The organism is Pseudomonas sp. H1_D05 (genome assembly GCF_054682705.1).
The window spans coordinates 2,425,331-2,441,144 of the sequence record NZ_CP162825.1; the positions used below are offsets into that span (position 1 = coordinate 2,425,331).

15 protein-coding genes and 1 riboswitch are annotated in these 15,814 nt (G+C 60.4%); of the genes, 9 read left to right on the forward strand and 6 right to left on the reverse strand.

Annotation, left to right across the window (positions count from 1 at the left end; translation table 11 throughout):
* Nucleotides 1–29 precede the first annotated feature (29 nt).
* Entirely contained in the window at nucleotides 30–830 is an 801-nt protein-coding gene (locus AB4O11_RS10965) for a hypothetical protein (protein ID WP_093430142.1), read from the forward strand.
* Between the two features lie 4 nt (nucleotides 831–834).
* Here the strand turns inward: AB4O11_RS10965 and AB4O11_RS10970 are convergent, their stop codons facing one another.
* The 4 genes from AB4O11_RS10970 to AB4O11_RS10985 all read right to left on the reverse strand — a co-directional run bounded on the left by AB4O11_RS10970 (nucleotide 835) and on the right by AB4O11_RS10985 (nucleotide 4,346).
* A complete protein-coding gene (locus AB4O11_RS10970; RefSeq protein WP_095047269.1) occupies nucleotides 835–1,797 on the reverse strand; it encodes a metal ABC transporter ATPase in 963 nt (320 codons plus the stop codon).
* A gap of 31 nt (nucleotides 1,798–1,828) precedes the next feature.
* Nucleotides 1,829–2,641, reverse strand: coding sequence for an aldo/keto reductase (locus tag AB4O11_RS10975; RefSeq protein ID WP_460130642.1), 813 nt, complete (start codon nucleotides 2,639–2,641; stop codon nucleotides 1,829–1,831).
* Nucleotides 2,638–3,813 (reverse strand): NAD(P)/FAD-dependent oxidoreductase, encoded by a 1,176-nt coding sequence (locus AB4O11_RS10980; protein WP_093430145.1) that lies wholly within the window; start codon nucleotides 3,811–3,813, stop codon nucleotides 2,638–2,640. The genes AB4O11_RS10975 and AB4O11_RS10980 overlap by 4 nt, the downstream gene beginning before the upstream one ends.
* 200 nt (nucleotides 3,814–4,013) lie before the next feature.
* Nucleotides 4,014–4,346: a DMT family transporter gene (locus AB4O11_RS10985; RefSeq protein ID WP_016985677.1), complete on the reverse strand. Its 333-nt coding sequence runs from the start codon at nucleotides 4,344–4,346 to the stop codon at nucleotides 4,014–4,016.
* Nucleotides 4,347–4,456: 110 nt separating this feature from the next.
* On the opposite strand from AB4O11_RS10985, the gene AB4O11_RS10990 reads away from it, so the two are divergent.
* Entirely contained in the window at nucleotides 4,457–5,353 is an 897-nt protein-coding gene (locus AB4O11_RS10990) for a LysR family transcriptional regulator (protein ID WP_093430146.1), read from the forward strand.
* 11 nt (nucleotides 5,354–5,364) lie between these two features.
* Nucleotides 5,365–6,639, forward strand: coding sequence for a lipid IV(A) 3-deoxy-D-manno-octulosonic acid transferase (gene waaA, locus AB4O11_RS10995; protein ID WP_320413811.1), 1,275 nt, complete (start codon nucleotides 5,365–5,367; stop codon nucleotides 6,637–6,639).
* Nucleotides 6,640–6,730: 91 nt separating this feature from the next.
* On the opposite strand, the gene AB4O11_RS11000 is transcribed toward waaA, so the two are convergent.
* Nucleotides 6,731–8,164 carry a TolC family outer membrane protein gene (locus AB4O11_RS11000; RefSeq protein ID WP_093430148.1) on the reverse strand — a complete coding sequence of 478 codons (1,434 nt, stop codon included), beginning with the start codon at nucleotides 8,162–8,164 and terminating at the stop codon, nucleotides 6,731–6,733.
* A gap of 206 nt (nucleotides 8,165–8,370) precedes the next feature.
* A riboswitch (TPP riboswitch) is annotated at nucleotides 8,371–8,476 on the forward strand.
* 160 nt (nucleotides 8,477–8,636) lie between these two features.
* Here AB4O11_RS11000 and thiC point away from each other — a divergent pair.
* Together thiC and cytX are read left to right on the forward strand one after the other, a co-directional pair.
* A complete protein-coding gene (thiC, locus tag AB4O11_RS11005; protein ID WP_460131077.1) occupies nucleotides 8,637–10,514 on the forward strand; it encodes a phosphomethylpyrimidine synthase ThiC in 1,878 nt (625 codons plus the stop codon).
* Between the two features lie 140 nt (nucleotides 10,515–10,654).
* Nucleotides 10,655–11,947 carry a putative hydroxymethylpyrimidine transporter CytX gene (gene cytX / locus AB4O11_RS11010; protein ID WP_257356895.1) on the forward strand — a complete coding sequence of 431 codons (1,293 nt, stop codon included), beginning with the start codon at nucleotides 10,655–10,657 and terminating at the stop codon, nucleotides 11,945–11,947.
* Here cytX and AB4O11_RS11015 read toward each other — a convergent pair.
* Nucleotides 11,916–12,662, reverse strand: a complete 747-nt coding sequence (locus AB4O11_RS11015; RefSeq protein WP_460130644.1) for an RsiV family protein — start codon at nucleotides 12,660–12,662, stop codon at nucleotides 11,916–11,918. The two genes, cytX and AB4O11_RS11015, sit on opposite strands and share 32 nt — an antisense overlap.
* A 228-nt stretch (nucleotides 12,663–12,890) precedes the next feature.
* On the opposite strand from AB4O11_RS11015, the gene AB4O11_RS11020 reads away from it, so the two are divergent.
* From AB4O11_RS11020 to AB4O11_RS11035, 4 genes are all read left to right on the forward strand, one after another.
* Complete coding sequence (locus tag AB4O11_RS11020; protein ID WP_093430152.1) at nucleotides 12,891–13,508, forward strand: NUDIX domain-containing protein; 618 nt, start codon at nucleotides 12,891–12,893, stop codon at nucleotides 13,506–13,508.
* On the forward strand, nucleotides 13,499–13,951 hold the full coding sequence (locus tag AB4O11_RS11025) for a DUF1249 domain-containing protein (protein WP_042557354.1): 453 nt from the start codon (nucleotides 13,499–13,501) through the stop codon (nucleotides 13,949–13,951). The genes AB4O11_RS11020 and AB4O11_RS11025 overlap by 10 nt, the downstream gene beginning before the upstream one ends.
* Before the next feature lie 99 nt (nucleotides 13,952–14,050).
* Nucleotides 14,051–14,866, forward strand: a complete 816-nt coding sequence (cpdA, locus tag AB4O11_RS11030; protein WP_460089638.1) for a 3',5'-cyclic-AMP phosphodiesterase — start codon at nucleotides 14,051–14,053, stop codon at nucleotides 14,864–14,866.
* A 300-nt stretch (nucleotides 14,867–15,166) separates the two neighbouring features.
* Complete coding sequence (locus tag AB4O11_RS11035) at nucleotides 15,167–15,775, forward strand: YqiA/YcfP family alpha/beta fold hydrolase (protein ID WP_460130646.1); 609 nt, start codon at nucleotides 15,167–15,169, stop codon at nucleotides 15,773–15,775.
* The last annotated feature ends 39 nt before the right edge of the window (nucleotides 15,776–15,814 follow it).

Below are 15,814 nucleotides of genomic sequence, written 5' to 3' on the forward strand. Positions count from 1 at the left end.
CCCGAACTACTTTCAAAAGGTGCTGTTGAGTGTTGAAAATTGCCGTGGCTTTTTTCGGAATCCCGAGAAATTCGCCGATCTGTTTCCCCTCCATCGAGCAGAATGTGCTGGCGCAGTTGCCTGCAGGCAGCGACGTAAAGTGCTTCTACCATCTGTACAAGATCGATGAGGTGCAGAACTCGCGATCCGGTGAGAAAGGCGAACTGAAGGCGGACAACTACCAGCCATTCGAATCGATGACCGGCACACTCACCTCGACCGAGGGCGTGCTGGAGCGCTGGGATTTCGAACAGGTCAAAGCACAGGGCGATACCTGGGCAGATGACTTTGCGTCATTGCGCAATTTGATCTTTCAGCTCAACTCATTGCATACCGTGACCAGCATGATCGAGCCGTTCAATCCGGATTTCGTTGTGTTCGTGCGCCCGGACAATTTCTTTCACAGCGCATTGCCTGCCTATGTCTTCGCTCACCCCGAGGCTCGCAAGCACAACGCTTATATTCCTGACTGGCAATGGTGGGGCGGTTTGAACGACCGTTTTGCCGTGTGCGGGCGCGACACGTATGTCGCGTACGGCAAGCGCATCGAATGTATTTTCGATTTCTGCAAGGCAACAGGCCGAAAGCTGCATTCCGAACGCTTGCTTAAATATGCCCTGCAGCAGGTCGATGCCAAAATCTGCACGCTGCCGACGCAGGCATCGCGGGTGCGCATTACCGGTGCATTTGCCGAAGAATCGTTCTCGCCCAAGCGTGGCATGGGCAAGCGCGAAAACCGCTACTTTCATTTCTTCGCCGGGTTGCGCACCTGGTGGGACCGTCGCCGCTAAACCGTTATTTACCGGTTTTCTTGCCCAGACCGACCAGTCGCAGCGCCTTGATACTCAGTTGCTTGAGTCCCTGACGCGGGGCCTTCGCCGGTTGCAGGCCCTGCTGCACCAACCAGTCCTTCCAGCGAATCCTCTCTTCGCGCACAACCCAGCCGGATTGTGTGGCAAAGCTCTCGGCCAGATAAAGACCCCGGGTGCTGGCCGGTACCAGTTTGTCGCGCTTGAGCGTGTACAACTCTGCCAGTGGCGCGCCGTCCTTGAGTGGCATCAAGTACAGGTCGGGCCGTTTGCGGTCGAGTCGGGCCACCAGTTGATCACCCTCCAGGCGTTCGTCGACGTGGAACAGGCTCAGGGACTTGGCTTCCTTGGGCACATCCAGACGCAAGTCGTAGATCAATTGCAGCGATGCGGTCGGCAGATGCACGTAGGCCCGTGGGCGTTCGAGCAATTGCAGATTGGCGCTACGTATCGGTCGCGCTGAGCCGGACAACGGGGTCAGGCGAAACGGCAGCGCTTCGCGATAATGCAGTGCAGCGGAGTAGGGCGCCGGCAGCCAGGTGTCGTTGAAACGTCCACCGAGCCAGCCTTCCGGTGTTTCCAGCAAGCACTCTTCGGCAATTTCCTGAATGGCCGTGTGTAGCGGAATATTCAGTTCATGCGCCGGCACGTAACCGGAAATCAATTTGAGCACGACGTCGCCACGATCCTGACGGCGCTGGCGCACCAGCACCCAGTAATCGCGATTCTGCCAATGCAGGGTCAGGCGCACCGAGACCCCGAGGTTGGCCAGTTCCAGCGAGAAGCGCTCGGTGTCAGCCACGCTCACCGGTTTACGCCGCTGCAAGGTCTGCGCAAAGTTCAGCGGCATGCCGACGCTCTGGTAGGTCAGACCTTCGGGGGTGGCTTCGACGTACAACGGCAGGGTCTTGAAGTTGCTCGGGTTCTTTCTGATGAGCGTGCGCGGCATATCGGCTCCTGCTTAAGGCCGCGAAGCGGCGTCAGTGACCACGTAGGACCTGGGCAACGGTCGCAACGTTGTGGGCGAGGTGCAGCGGATTGATCGTCCCGACAATAGCACTGGCCACGCCAGGTTGCGCGAACAGCAATTCGAAGCTTGCGCGCACCGGATCCACGCCCGGACTCAAACAGACGTGACCGCTGGCCAAGGCTTTTTTCACCAGAATGGCTTTGCCGTGGGCAGCAGCATAGTCAATGACAGCTTTCTCGTTTTGTTCGTTCAGATTGTAGGTGACCATCGCGCAGTCGCCTTGCTCCAGTGCTTTCAAGCCACCTTCGACGGTTTTTCCGGAGAAGCCGAAGCCGCGAATCTTGCCTTCGGCCTTGAGCGCCGCGAGTGTCGCGTAAACCTCTTCGTGCTCGAGGATCGCCATGTCGTTGCCGTCGGAATGCACCAGCACCAGGTCGATAAAATCGGTTTCAAGACGTTGCAGGCTGCGCTCCACCGACATCCGTGTGTGTGCTGCGCTGAAATCGTGTTGCGAGAGGCCATCGGCAAACTCTTCGCCGACCTTGCTGACGATCACCCAGTCTTGCCGCTGGCCGCGTAGCAGCGGGCCAAGGCGTTCTTCGCTGCGTCCATAAGCAGGAGCGGTGTCGATCAGGTTGATGCCCAGATCGCGGGCCTGACGCAGCAGCATGCGCGCTTCGTCGTCGCCGGGGATCTGAAAACCGTTGGGATATTTCACCCCTTGGTCGCGGCCAAGTTTGACCGTACCCAGGCCCAGTGGCGAAACCATCAGGCCGGTGCTGCCCAAGGGACGATGCAGATCGTGCAGGGTGGCAATGGTCATGGCAGCAATTGCTCCCAGGCAGGAACGCCCAGCGGTGGTTTTGGCAGTGCGGGCAATGGTTCGGTGGCTTGTGGCTGGATGCCGTCGCGCTCCAGGGCGGCGATGACCCGGTCAGCGAAGTCCGGCGCCAGCGCCAGTTTGGTCGGCCAGCCGACCAGAAGGCGGCCTTGCTCGGCAAGGAAGGCGTTGTCCGGGCGCGTCAGCCCGGTTTGCAGTGGCTCGGCACGGTCAACCCGCAGGGTCGCCCATTGCGTAGTGCTGAGGTCGATCCACGGTAACAACTGGGCGATCTCTTTCTGCGCGGTGGCAATCTGCTCGGCCGGCTCGCGGTTCACACCTTCGCTTTCGGCGATGTCGCCACCCATGTACCAGACCCACTGGCCGTCAGCGGCCGGATGCGTGGTCACAGTGATGCGCGGTTTGGTGCCGCCGCCCAGGCAGTGGGCGTACAGCGGCTTCAGACCTGGGCCTTTGGCGATGATCATGTGCAGCGGGCGGCGTTGCATGGCCGGCTGGCTCAAACCGAGGTCTTCGAGCAGTTGGGCAGTACCGGCACCGGCGCTGAGGACAATGCGTTGCGCGCGGATTTCGCGACCATCGACTTTCAGGCCGACCAGCACGCCGGCCTCCAGCAGTGGCTCGATGGTTTGCCCGGCGAGCAGGCCATCGCCGGCCAGATCGGCCAGGCGCTGGATCAGGCTCGGTACGTCGACCACCAGTTCGGCAAGGCGATAGACCTTGCCCTTGAAGCGTTTGTCTTGCAGGGCCGGCGGCAGTTGCTCGCCCTTGACCTGGTCGACCCGGCCACGCACGGCTTTACTGGCGAAGAAACTGGTGAGGTTGCCCGCCAGAGTACCCGGCGACCACAGGTAATGGGCCTCGGACAGCAGGCGCACGCCGGACAGATCCAGCTCGCCACTGCCGGCCAGCGCTTCACGCCAGCGGCGTGGCATGTCGGCGATGGCTTCCGAGGCGCCAGTCAGCGCGCCGTGCAACGCGTACTTGGCGCCGCCGTGGATAATGCCTTGGGACTTCACACTCTGCCCGCCGCCGAGGCTGGCGCTTTCCACCAGCACGGTCGAAAAACCCTGGCGGCGCAGGCGCGCGTTCAGCCAGAGGCCGGCGACACCAGCGCCGACAATCAGAACGTCGGTGGAAATAACGGATGGCATGCAGCGACCTCAGTGTTCAAGACGAGGGCGCAGTATACAGACTCGGGAAAGGGGCGGATTTGTCGATGATCAACAGGTTGAACGCAGAACCAAATGTGGGAGCGAGCTTGCTCGCGAAGAGGGTGTGTCAGATAGCAATCATGCGTCTGACGAACCGCTTTCGCGAGCAAGCTCGCTCCCACAGGGATTGTGGTTGGATTTTAGTGGCCGGCGGTTTTCGAGAACAGCTGGATCACCACGACACCCAGCACGATCAACGCCATCCCCAGCATCGCCGGGATATCCAGCTTCTGTCCGTAAATGAACAGCGCCGCGACGCTGACCATCACAATCCCCATGCCCGCCCACACCGCATAGGCCACGCCAACCGGAACGGTGCGCACCACCAGGGTCAACATCCAGAACGCGATCGCGTAGCCGACGATGACCAGCACCAATGGCAGTGGCGTGCTGAAGCCTTTGACCGCTTTCATCGACACGGTGGCGATCACTTCGGCGCAGATGGCAATGGCCAGGTAGGCGTAGGCGTTCATGGTTCAAATCCTCAATGTGAAACGTTGCTTGCTGAGGCGGCATTCTAGTGATTCGCCAGATGGGGTAAAGTCATTACCTATCTGTTATAGAGATGGGTGGGTGAATCAGCATGCAATGGAATCTGGATCAACTGCGGGTGTTTGTCGACGTCGCCGAACACCGCTCGTTTTCCGCCGTGGCGCGCCAGCAGCGTAAAGCGCAGTCGGCGATCAGCAGCGCGATTGCCATGCTCGAAGATGACCTGGGCGTCAGCCTGTTCGAGCGTAGCAGCGGCCGTCAGCCAACGCTCACCGAGGCGGGCGAAGCGCTGTTGGAAGAGGCACGTGAAGTCCTGCGTCAATGCGAGCGCCTGAATGGCCGGGCGATGGCGATGCTGCGCGGCCAGGAAGCACAACTGCGCGTGGCGCAGGATGAGGCGATGCCCTATCAGGCACTGGTGGAAAGTTTCGGTGAACTGGCCGAGCAGTTTCCCAGTCTTGAAGTGCAACTGACCAGCGCCGCGCAAGGCGAAGTCGCGCGCAAGCTGGTCGAGCGTCGTGCCGACCTCGGCCTGTTGTTCTATCACGATGAAATCCCCGAAGCACTGGAGCGCCGGGTGCTCGGCAGCGTCGAAATGGTCACTGTCTGCGGCATCAATCATCCGCTGGCGAAGCAGTCTTACGTGACCTGCCAGCAACTGGCGCAGCACCGGCAATTGTTGATGTCGACGCAAACCAGTGTCTATCCCGGCAACGAGCCGGCCAGCCCGCAGGTATGGCGCGCCGACAGTTTTTACGTGATGTCCGAATGGCTGGTACGCGACCTCGGCTGGGCCTGGTTGCCCCGGCATGTGGTGCAGTACTCCGCGTATCAGGGCTTGATGGTCGAACTCGACAGCGAATGGACCCCGCCGGCACTGGTGGTGGAACTGGTCTGGCGCCGCGACGAACCGCTCGGCCCGGCCGCGCGCTGGCTGGCCGAACGTTTTGCCGTGCACTTGCGGGCGATCGGCGACAAAAGTCGATAAACTCCGCCGCCATGAATAGAACTCTCTACACCGCGCTGTTTTACCTGGGGCTGCCATTGGTGGCGATTCGGCTATGGCTGCGTGCGCGCAAGGCGCCGGCGTATGCCAGACGGATTGGCGAACGTTTCTCCTACGGCATGCCGACGCTGCAACCCGGCGGCATCTGGGTGCACGCCGTGTCGGTGGGCGAAAGCATTGCCGCCGCGCCGATGATTCGCGCTTTGCTGCAACGTTATCCACAACTGCCGATCACCGTGACCTGCATGACCCCGACCGGTTCGGAGCGGATTCAGGCGCTGTTCGCTAACGAGCCGCGCATCCAGCATTGCTATCTGCCGTATGACTTGCCGTGTGCGGCGGCGCGTTTTCTTGATCGCGTTCAGCCCAAGCTCGCGGTGATCATGGAAACCGAACTGTGGCCCAATCACATTCATCAATGCGCCAAGCGCGGAATTGCGGTGGCATTGGCCAATGGACGCTTGTCCGAGCGTTCCGCCAAAGGCTATGGCCGCTTCGGCAAACTGACCGCGCCGATGCTCGCCGAAATGAGTTTGTTCGCCGTGCAGACCGAAGCCGAAGCCCAACGCTTCCGCGATCTCGGTGCGCGCCCGGAAACCGTTGAGGTCACCGGCTCGATCAAGTTCGACCTGACCATCGATCCGCAACTGCTGCAACGTGCAGCTGACTTGCGTGGCCAGTGGCAGGCGCTGGAGCGTCCGGTGTGGATTGCCGCCAGCACCCATGAAGGCGAGGACGAAGTGATCCTTGACGCTCATCGGCGCTTGCTGGCCAATCACCCGGATGCGTTGCTGATTCTGGTGCCGCGTCACCCGGAACGTTTCAACTCGGTGTTCGAACTGTGCCAGCGCGAAGGCTTTACCACGGTGCGGCGTTCGACCGGCTCAAATGTCGATGCGCAGACGAGCGTGCTGCTCGGCGACACCATGGGCGAGTTGCTGTTTCTCTATGCCTTGGCGGACAGCGCGTTTGTCGGCGGCAGCCTGGTGGCCAATGGCGGGCACAATCTGCTGGAGCCGGCAGCCTTGGCCAAACCGGTGATCAGCGGCCCGCACCTGTTCAACTTCCTCGACATCGCCGCGCAATTGCGCGAAGCCGGAGCGTTGGCCGAGGTCGATGATGCCGAAGGGCTGGCGGTGGAAGTGCAGCGCCTGTTTGAGCTGCCGCGTGATGCGCAGCGTATGGCCGACGCCGGGCTGGCGGTGATGCGCCGCAATCAGGGCGCGCTGCAGCGTTTGCTGGATGGTTTGGGCCGACTGATCAAGTAAAGCAAAAAAGATCGCAGCCTTCGGCTGCTCCTACATTGGAATACGTTTCCTTTAGGAGCTGCCGAAGGCTGCGATCTTTTATTTTTAAGGCTTAAGGCCGGGCCTTGAGCTGCGCCTCGGCCGCTTTGGCCAGATCCGGCGGCAGGAAGTCCTTGTCCGGGTTGTAGTCAGCCTTCAGATACCGCCGCAGATCTTCCAGATCCCCCGGGTTCAACGTTCCCGCCGCCTGCTTCAAACGCAGGTTGTCGAGGATGTAGTCATAACGCGTGTTGTTGTAGTTGCGCACCGAGGTGTACAGCTGGCGCTGCGCATCGAGCACGTCGACGATGTTGCGCGTACCGACCTGATAACCGATTTCCGTGGCTTCCACTGCGCTCTGGTTGGAGATGATCGACTGGCGACGCGCCTGCACCTGCTCGACGTCGGTGTTCACCGCGCGGTGCAGGTTGCGGGTGTTCTCGACGATCTGCCGGCGCAGGGATTCGCGCTGTTGTTCGCTCTGATTCAGTTGCTCATACGACTGGCGCACTTGCGAGCTGGTCAGTCCGCCGCTGTAGATGGGGATGTTCAATTGCAGGCCGACCGTGCTCTGTTCGACATTGTCACGGTACGGCACACCGAAAGCGTTCGGGTTGGAAAAGCCGAGGGCGTCGTTGTCACCCTTTTCGTATTTGGCCACGGCATCGAGGGTCGGCAAGTGGCCGGCCTTGCGCTGCTTGAGGGTCTGCTCGGCGGAGCTGACGGCGAAGTTGCTCGCCAGCAGATTGAGGTTCTGTTTCGCCGCAGTATCGACCCACGCCTTGGCGTCGTTCGGCGCCGGCGGCAGGATCGGCAACGTGTGGACGATGCCCTGAATCGAGTTGTACTGGCGGTTGGTCAGGGTGATCAGCGCTTCGAAGGCGTCATCGACCTGACGCTGGGCAACGATGCGGTTGGCTCGTGCGGTGTCGTAGCTGGCTTGCGATTGCAGCACGTCGGTCTTGTCTGACAGGCCGACATCGAAGCGTTCGTTGGACTGGTCGAGCTGGCGCTTGAACGCGGCCTCTTCAGCTTTGGTCGAGGCGAGGTTGTCCTGGCTGCGCAGCACGTTGAAATAGCTTTCGGCCGATTGCAGGATCAGGTTCTGTTCGGTCGCCGACAGTTGCAGCGCTGCTTGCTCGTTGACGTCCTTGGCCGCCTGGTACTGGAACCAGCGATCGGCGCGGAACAACGGCTGGGCCAGAGTCGCCTGGTAGGAGTGGGCGCTGCGGTTGGCAGTGGCCGAGGGCTGATCGATCGACGTCCGCACATTGGCCACTTCAGCGCCGCCTGACAGGTTCGGCAGCAGTCCGGCGCGAGCCTGCGGCACCACTTCTTTCTGTGCGCCGTACTGCGCGCGGGCGGCGGCGAGGTCGGCGTTGTTGTCGACCGCCTCCTGATAGACGCTGACCAGATCGGTTTTGGTCGACAAGGGCGCTTCTGCTGCCCAGGCCATTGCGTTGGACGCACAAGACACGGCAAGAGCCAGTGAGAGTTTGCGCAGCATGAGGCGATCCCTAGCATTAATATTATGGAAGTAATCCGGGCGCCAAAGGTAAGGCGCAGGCCCTACAGCGTCAAGGCGTGGCGGGGCAAAGCGAGTGTAGTTGCGCATTTGCCTCACAACAATCAGCCAAGCCCCTGTATTTATGCCATTCATCATGGTGTTTGCTGCGGTGTTGGCGTTCTTTGCCGGTTGTGTCTAGACTGGCCGGGTTCTTGTCGGGGTGCCTTGCTATGAGGCTGAGATCGAATAATTTCGGATCCCGTTGAACCTGATCAGGTTAGCGCCTGCGTAGGGAACAAGATTTCTCGTCACCCGGCGAGTCCTCTTGTGCTTCGTCCGGGAAATTGTTCGACAATCGAACGCTCGACGACGAGGCACAGCACCGGTCCTGGTGCGTCCGTGCCTTTCAGGTTCTGCTCCGACAATCCACTGCCTGGATGCTGTCTGGAGAGCCCGTGATGACGACTACAAAATCAAAAACGCGATCAACCTGAGTGACTCGGCCAAGGTCGATGAACAATCGGTCAAACCGTTCACCCGTTCGCAAAAAGTCTACGTTCAGGGCTCGCGCCCGGACATCCTCGTGCCGATGCGTGAAATCACCCTCGATGTGACGCCGACCGACTTCGGCGGCGAAATCAACGCGCCGGTTACCGTTTACGATACCTCGGGCCCCTACACCGATCCGAACGTGGTGATCGACGTGCGCAAAGGCCTGGCCGATGTGCGTTCGGCGTGGATCGACGACCGTGGCGACACTGAGCGTCTGGCCGGCCTGAGTTCCAACTTCGGTCGCGAGCGCCTCGCCGATCCTGAATTGACCAAGCTGCGCTTTGCCCACGTCAACAACCCGCGCCGCGCCAAGGCCGGGGCCAACGTCACGCAAATGCACTACGCGCGTCAGGGCATCATCACGCCCGAGATGGAATTCGTCGCCATCCGCGAAAACATGAAACTTGAAGTGGCCCGCGCCGCCGGCCTGCTGGATCAGCAACACCCGGGTCACAGCTTCGGCGCCAGCGTGCCGAAAATCATCACCCCTGAATTCGTCCGTGAAGAGATCGCCCGTGGCCGCGCAATCATTCCGGCCAACATCAACCACACCGAACTGGAACCGATGATCATCGGCCGTAACTTCCTGGTGAAGATCAACGGCAACATCGGCAACAGTGCCTTGGGTTCGTCCATCGAAGAAGAAGTGGCGAAACTGACTTGGGGCATTCGCTGGGGCGCGGACAACATCATGGACTTGTCCACCGGTAAGCACATTCACGAAACCCGCGAGTGGATCATCCGCAATTCGCCGGTGCCGATCGGCACGGTGCCGATCTATCAGGCGCTGGAAAAAGTCGGTGGCGCGGCCGAAGACCTGACCTGGGAGCTGTTCCGCGACACGCTGATCGAGCAGGCCGAGCAGGGCGTCGACTACTTCACCATTCACGCCGGCGTGTTGCTGCGCTACGTGCCGCTGACCGCCAAACGCGTGACCGGTATCGTTTCCCGTGGTGGTTCGATCATGGCCAAGTGGTGCCTGGCGCATCACAAGGAAAACTTCGCCTACACGCATTTCGAAGAAATCTGCGAAATCATGAAAGCCTATGACGTCAGCTTCTCGCTGGGCGATGGCTTGCGTCCGGGTTCGATTGCCGACGCCAACGATGCCGCGCAATTCGGCGAACTGGAAACCCTCGGCGAACTGACCAAGATCGCCTGGAAGCACGACGTGCAAACCATGATCGAAGGCCCGGGCCACGTGCCGATGCAGTTGATCAAAGAGAACATGGACAAGCAGTTGGAGTGCTGCGACGAGGCGCCGTTCTACACCCTCGGCCCACTGACCACCGACATTGCGCCGGGCTACGACCACATCACCTCGGGTATCGGTGCGGCGATGATCGGCTGGTTCGGTTGCGCCATGCTCTGCTACGTGACGCCTAAGGAACACCTGGGCCTGCCGAACAAGGATGACGTGAAGACCGGGATCATCACCTACAAGATCGCCGCGCACGCAGCGGACTTGGCCAAAGGGCATCCGGGTGCACAGATTCGCGACAACGCCTTGAGCAAGGCGCGCTTTGAGTTCCGTTGGGAAGACCAGTTCAACCTCGGTCTGGACCCGGACACTGCGCGTTCGTATCACGATGAAACCCTGCCGAAGGATTCGGCGAAGGTCGCGCACTTCTGTTCGATGTGCGGGCCGAAATTCTGCTCGATGAAGATCACTCAGGAAGTCCGCGAATACGCGGCCAACCAGCGGATCGACGCGGTCGACGTGGACGTCGCCAAAGGCCTGGCGGAACAGGCCGAGCGGTTCAAGAAGGAAGGCAGTCAGCTGTACAAAAAGGTTTGATCTGACCTGAAAAGGGTGGGCCTGCAAGGGCCCCTTCGCGAGCAGGCTCGCTCCTACTTTGGAATGCATTCAAGTGTGGGAGCGAGCTTGCTCGCGAATGCGATCAACACAACAACAAATGTCCCTCTGAGATAACACCCTTGAGCATTCAACCCAGCACCTATTCCCCCGACCTCGCCGTACCCGCCGACAAGCGAGTATTCGGCGGTCGCGATCTGTTTTCCCTGTGGTTCTCCCTCGGCATCGGCCTGATGGTTTTGCAAACCGGCGCATTGCTCGCGCCTGGCCTGGGCTTGTCCGGTTCACTGCTGGCGATTTTCCTCGGTACACTGGTTGGCGTTTTGCTGCTGGCCGCCGTCGGCGTGATCGGCAGCGACACCGGCCTGTCGTCGATGGCCGCGCTGAAACTCAGCCTCGGCAGCAAGGGCGCGAGCCTGCCGGCGCTGCTGAATTTGCTGCAACTGATCGGTTGGGGGTCGTTCGAAATCATCGTCATGCGCGACGCCGCCAGCCTGCTCGGCACCCGGGCGTTCAGCGAAGGTTCGTTGTGGTCGAGCCCGCTGTTGTGGACACTGTTTTTCGGTGCGTTGGCGACGTTGCTCGCGGTCAGCGGCCCGCTGACTTTCGTCCGGCAGATCCTGCGCAAGTGGGGCATCTGGCTGTTGCTGGCGGCGTGCCTCTGGCTGACCTGGAACCTGTTCGCCAAAGCCGATCTGGCCGATCTCTGGTCGCGTGCCGGTGACGGTTCGATGCCGTTCGCCGTGGGCTTCGACATTGCTATCGCGATGCCGCTGTCGTGGCTGCCGCTGATCGCCGATTACTCGCGTTTCGGCAAGCGCGCGAAGAATGTGTTTGGTGGCACTGCGGTCGGTTTCTTCATCGGTAACTTCTGGCTGATGAGCCTTGGCGTCGCCTACACCCTGGCCTTTGCGCCAAGCGGTGAAGTCAACGCGCTGTTGCTGGCTCTGGCTGGCGCCGGTCTGGGCATTCCGCTGCTGCTGATTCTGCTCGATGAGTCGGAAAACGCCTTCGCCGACATTCATTCGGCAGCGGTATCGAGCGGGATTCTGTTGCGCCTGAAAGTCGAACATCTGGCCTTGGCCATCGGCGTGATCTGCACGCTGATCGCATTGCTGGCGCCGTTGGCGCAATACCAGAACTTCCTGCTACTGATCGGTTCGGTGTTTGCGCCGCTGTTCGGCGTGGTGCTGGTGGATCACTTCATCCTGCGCAAGCGCAGTGTTCAGGTCGCATCAGCCGCATTGCGCTGGCCGGCGTTGTTGGCGTGGCTGGGCGGCGTGAGCACCTACCACTTGCTGGCGAATCTGTATCCGGATGTCGGCGCAACCCTGCCGGCGCTGGTGCTGGCAGGGCTGTTGCAGCTCGTGCTGGGCCGGGCCTTCAGTTACGGCCGGGAAACAGCTCGGGCTTGAGAATGCCGTTCAGACGCGGGTAAGGAATCTTCAGTTCGACGTGGCCCAGTGCGTAAGGCGCAATGGTGCTCACGTCGTACTTGAGGATCACACCGCCATAGGTCAGCGCCACGTTCGGGGTTTTCACGAACGGCCAGCTCTTCACAAAGTCCGCTTCCTGGTCGAGCTTGGTGCTGATCAACCAGCTGTTGTGCGCGACTTGCGCCGCTTTCCAGAATGCCTCTTCCTGACCCGGCATCAACATGTCGGACAGGTTCAGTACTTTATGCTGCTGGCGCGAATAGTTGATGAAACCGCGACCCGGTGTGCCATGCGCACCGCCGGTGTCGAGGTAGCTCGACACCTCGATGATCACCAAGCCGTCATGCTGCTCGCGTACTTTCGCTTGCAGGTAGCTGCTGTTGCGTGGGCCGGCGCTGGCCAGAAACTGATCGCGGTAGGCCGCCAGGGTTGGCGCCACCGGGGCGTTTTTCTCGGTGCGGGTCATTTGCAGCAGGCGTTTTTCGATAATGCCGTCCAGCGCAGGTTCGGCCGGGAAGCGCAGGGTGTCGATGTTCACCAGCGGGCAATCAGGGTTGGAACATCCAGGCTTAAGTTGTTCCGACGCATCGCGGGTGGTTTCCAGCGGTGTGCGGTAGTTGGGCTGGAACAGGCTTGCGCACGCGCCGAGGGTCAGGGCGATGGCGGCCACGGAGGCAATTTTGAAAAGCGACATGGGCGTCCTTTCGAAAGCAGGGGAAGGCAAAAAGATATCTGCTTCGACTCTCGCAGAAGCAGTCAGTTCGCCACTAAGCTAATTAGAGTGGGTTTCGCCTCCACCGTCCATCCCGCTGACGGTAAAGGGGCTGCATCAAACCGTTCGGGCGCGTTAGGATGGCGCGAAGTCGAGGTTGCCAGTCACCAACAGCAACCTCGTAATGGATCTGCAGAAAAGAGGATGCTCATGACTGATTTTGCCAACGCCATTCCGACTACCGTCGACGTCGTGCGACGCGAGCGCTGCTACGAGGGTTTTTACAAACTCGATCGTTTGCACCTGCGCCATGAATTGTTCGCCGGTGGCATGAGCCGCGAGATCAACCGTGAAGTGTTTGTGCGTCACGATGCGGTGTGCATGTTGCCCTACGATCCACAGCGCGACGAAGTGGTGTTGATCGAGCAGTTCCGCGTCGGCGCCATGGGCAAGACCGACAATCCGTGGTTGGTCGAACTGGTCGCTGGTCTGATCGACAAGGATGAACAACCGGAAGAAGTTGCTCACCGCGAGGCGCAGGAGGAAGCTGGGCTGGACATCAAGGCCCTGTGGCCGATGACCAAATATTTCCCGTCGCCGGGCGGCAGCAACGAGTTTGTGCATTTGTATCTGGGGCGTTGCAGCACCGAAGGCGTTGGCGGCCTGCATGGCCTGGAAGAAGAGGCAGAAGATATCCGCGTCACGGTCTGGGCTTTCGAAGATGCCTTGCAGGCCGTCCGTGACGGTCGCATTGCCAACGCGGCGAGCATCATCGCCTTGCAATGGCTGGCACTGAACCGCGCCGAAGTGAGGGGGTTATGGTCGTAAACAAGCTGCGCGATCGTTATCGAGTCGACCTCGTGGGGCTGCAAGCCGCCTGCGAGGCCAACTACGCGCGCCTGATGCGACTGGTCCCGGACATGCGCAACGAACCCGAGGCGCGGCGCATCGCCGTCACTCAGGGCGAGCAGATGCTCGGCGTGCTGGCCCTCGAAGTGCTGCAAACCTGCCCGTACACCACCACTTTGCAGGTGCGTCAGGAACACAGCCTGCCATGGCTGCCGGTGCCGCAACTCGAAGTGCAGGTCTACCACGATGCGCGCATGGCCGAAGTGATCAGCGCCGAACACGCACGACGCTTTCGCGGCATCTATCCTTACCCGAACGCGGCGATGCATCAGCCGGATGAAAAGGCTCAGCTCAATCTGTTCCTGGGGGAATGGTTGAGTCACTGTCTGGCGTTGGGGCATGAGTATGAAGTCGTACGCTAGTTGTGAACTGCGTCCGGTTCGGCGGTTTCCTCTTTCCCTGATCCCCCAGCATAATTGCGGCACTTGATCGATTCCGTGCTTTTGCCTTGGGAGAGCGCCTTGCCGAGCGTATCCACGTTGACCTCCGCCGATATGGCGCTGCTGGTGCAGTTGTCCGACAGCCATCTGTTTGCTGAAACGGACGGCACGCTGCTGGGCATGAACACCCGTGAAAGCCTGCAAAAGGTCATCGAATTGGTGCTGGAACAACAGCCGCAGATCGATCTGATTCTGGCCACAGGTGATATCTCGCAAGACGGCACGCTGGAGTCGTATCAGCAGTTTCGCCAGATGAGCGCCCAAATCACTGCCCCGGCGCGCTGGATTCCCGGTAATCATGATGAGCCGATGATCATGGCCCAGGCCGCTGTGCAGAGTGCCTTGCTGGAATCGGTGGTCGATATCGGTAACTGGCGGGTGACTTTGCTGGATTCGGCGGTGCCGGGTTCGGTGCCGGGGTTTCTGCAGGACGATCAATTGCAACTGCTGGTCCGTTCGCTGAGCGAAGCGCCGGAGCGCCATCATCTGGTGTGCTTTCACCATCATCCGGTGTCGATTGGTTGTGCGTGGATGGAGCCGATCGGTTTGCGCAATCCCGAGGCATTTTTCGAAGTGCTGGATCGTTTTCCGCAGGCCCGGGCGGTGTTGTGGGGGCATGTGCATCAGGAGATCGACTGCGATCGCAACGGCGTACGTTTGCTGGCTTCGCCTTCGACGTGCATTCAGTTTGAGCCGGGGAGTGCGGACTTTAAAGTGGGTGAGCAGGCGCCGGGCTATCGCTGGTTGCGGTTGTTGCCGGATGGGCGGTTGGAGACCGGGGTTGAACGCGTCAGCGATTTTGCCTTCACGGTTGATTACGGTTCCAACGGCTATTGAGCGACAAATCATAGCCCTCATCGGAACGCCGCCCGCCCAGCCCTCTCCCGGAGGGAGAGGGAGCCGACCGAGGTGTATTGCGTCATCCATCGACCTGAAAGAATGTGTTGATTATGGATTCGCTGAAGCTCGCTCAAGTCGGTGTAGCACTTGAATATCCCCCATTCAGTCCCCTCTCCCTTGGAGAGAGCTAGGGTGAGGGGCGCCCCTGCTGAATGACCAATTTCTCGAAACCACCCCCAATCCGCGCTTCTCTCCCTGTAAACTCCGCAAACCCAAACCGACACCCAGGGAGCTCAAATGTCCGGTTCGATCCTCTATATCCACGGTTTCAACAGCGCTCCGGCCTCGAAAAAGGCCTGTCAGCTGGTCTCCGTGATGGAGCAGCTGGGTTTGAGCGACAAATTGCGTGTCCCGGCCCTGCATCATCACCCGCGCGAAGCCATCGGTCAGTTGGAACAAGCGATTGCCGAACTGGGCAGCCCGCTGCTGGTGGGAAGCTCACTCGGCGGCTACTATGCGACTCACCTGGCCGAGCGCCATGGCCTGAAAGCCCTGCTGGTCAACCCGGCGGTCAGCCCGTACCGGATGTTCGACGGCTATCTGGGCCCGCGGAAAAACCTGTATACCGATGAAACCTGGGAATTGACCCACGACCACGTCACGGCTCTGGCCGAACTGGAAGTGCCGGCGCCTCAGGATGCGCAGCGCTATCAGGTGTGGTTGCAGACCGGCGATGAAACACTGGACTATCGCCTCGCCCAGCAGTATTACCGCGCCTGCGCCTTGCGTATTCAGGCCGGCGGCGACCACAGTTTTCAGGGTTTCGCCGGGCAATTGCCGGCGTTGCTGAGTTTTGCCGGCATTGGCGCCGATTTGTATCAGGCCATCGATTTCTCCGCATTGTGAGCTGTGGCCCCATGAATTCTTTTTTCACCGAACATTGAC

What these genes read in the sequence shown, in the direction of transcription:
- AB4O11_RS10975 (WP_460130642.1), bottom strand. Translation starts at nt 2,641, where the DNA reads ATGACCATTGCCACCCTGCACGATCTGCATCGTCCCTTGGGCAGCACC.
- AB4O11_RS11020 (WP_093430152.1), top strand. Translation starts at nt 12,891, where the DNA reads ATGACTGATTTTGCCAACGCCATTCCGACTACCGTCGACGTCGTGCGA.
- AB4O11_RS10980 (WP_093430145.1), bottom strand. Translation starts at nt 3,813, where the DNA reads ATGCCATCCGTTATTTCCACCGACGTTCTGATTGTCGGCGCTGGTGTC.
- AB4O11_RS10970 (WP_095047269.1), bottom strand. Translation starts at nt 1,797, where the DNA reads ATGCCGCGCACGCTCATCAGAAAGAACCCGAGCAACTTCAAGACCCTG.
- waaA (WP_320413811.1), top strand. Translation starts at nt 5,365, where the DNA reads ATGAATAGAACTCTCTACACCGCGCTGTTTTACCTGGGGCTGCCATTG.
- AB4O11_RS11025 (WP_042557354.1), top strand. Translation starts at nt 13,499, where the DNA reads ATGGTCGTAAACAAGCTGCGCGATCGTTATCGAGTCGACCTCGTGGGG.
- AB4O11_RS11000 (WP_093430148.1), bottom strand. Translation starts at nt 8,164, where the DNA reads ATGCTGCGCAAACTCTCACTGGCTCTTGCCGTGTCTTGTGCGTCCAAC.
- AB4O11_RS11035 (WP_460130646.1), top strand. Translation starts at nt 15,167, where the DNA reads ATGTCCGGTTCGATCCTCTATATCCACGGTTTCAACAGCGCTCCGGCC.
- AB4O11_RS11015 (WP_460130644.1), bottom strand. Translation starts at nt 12,662, where the DNA reads ATGTCGCTTTTCAAAATTGCCTCCGTGGCCGCCATCGCCCTGACCCTC.
- AB4O11_RS10990 (WP_093430146.1), top strand. Translation starts at nt 4,457, where the DNA reads ATGCAATGGAATCTGGATCAACTGCGGGTGTTTGTCGACGTCGCCGAA.
- AB4O11_RS10985 (WP_016985677.1), bottom strand. Translation starts at nt 4,346, where the DNA reads ATGAACGCCTACGCCTACCTGGCCATTGCCATCTGCGCCGAAGTGATC.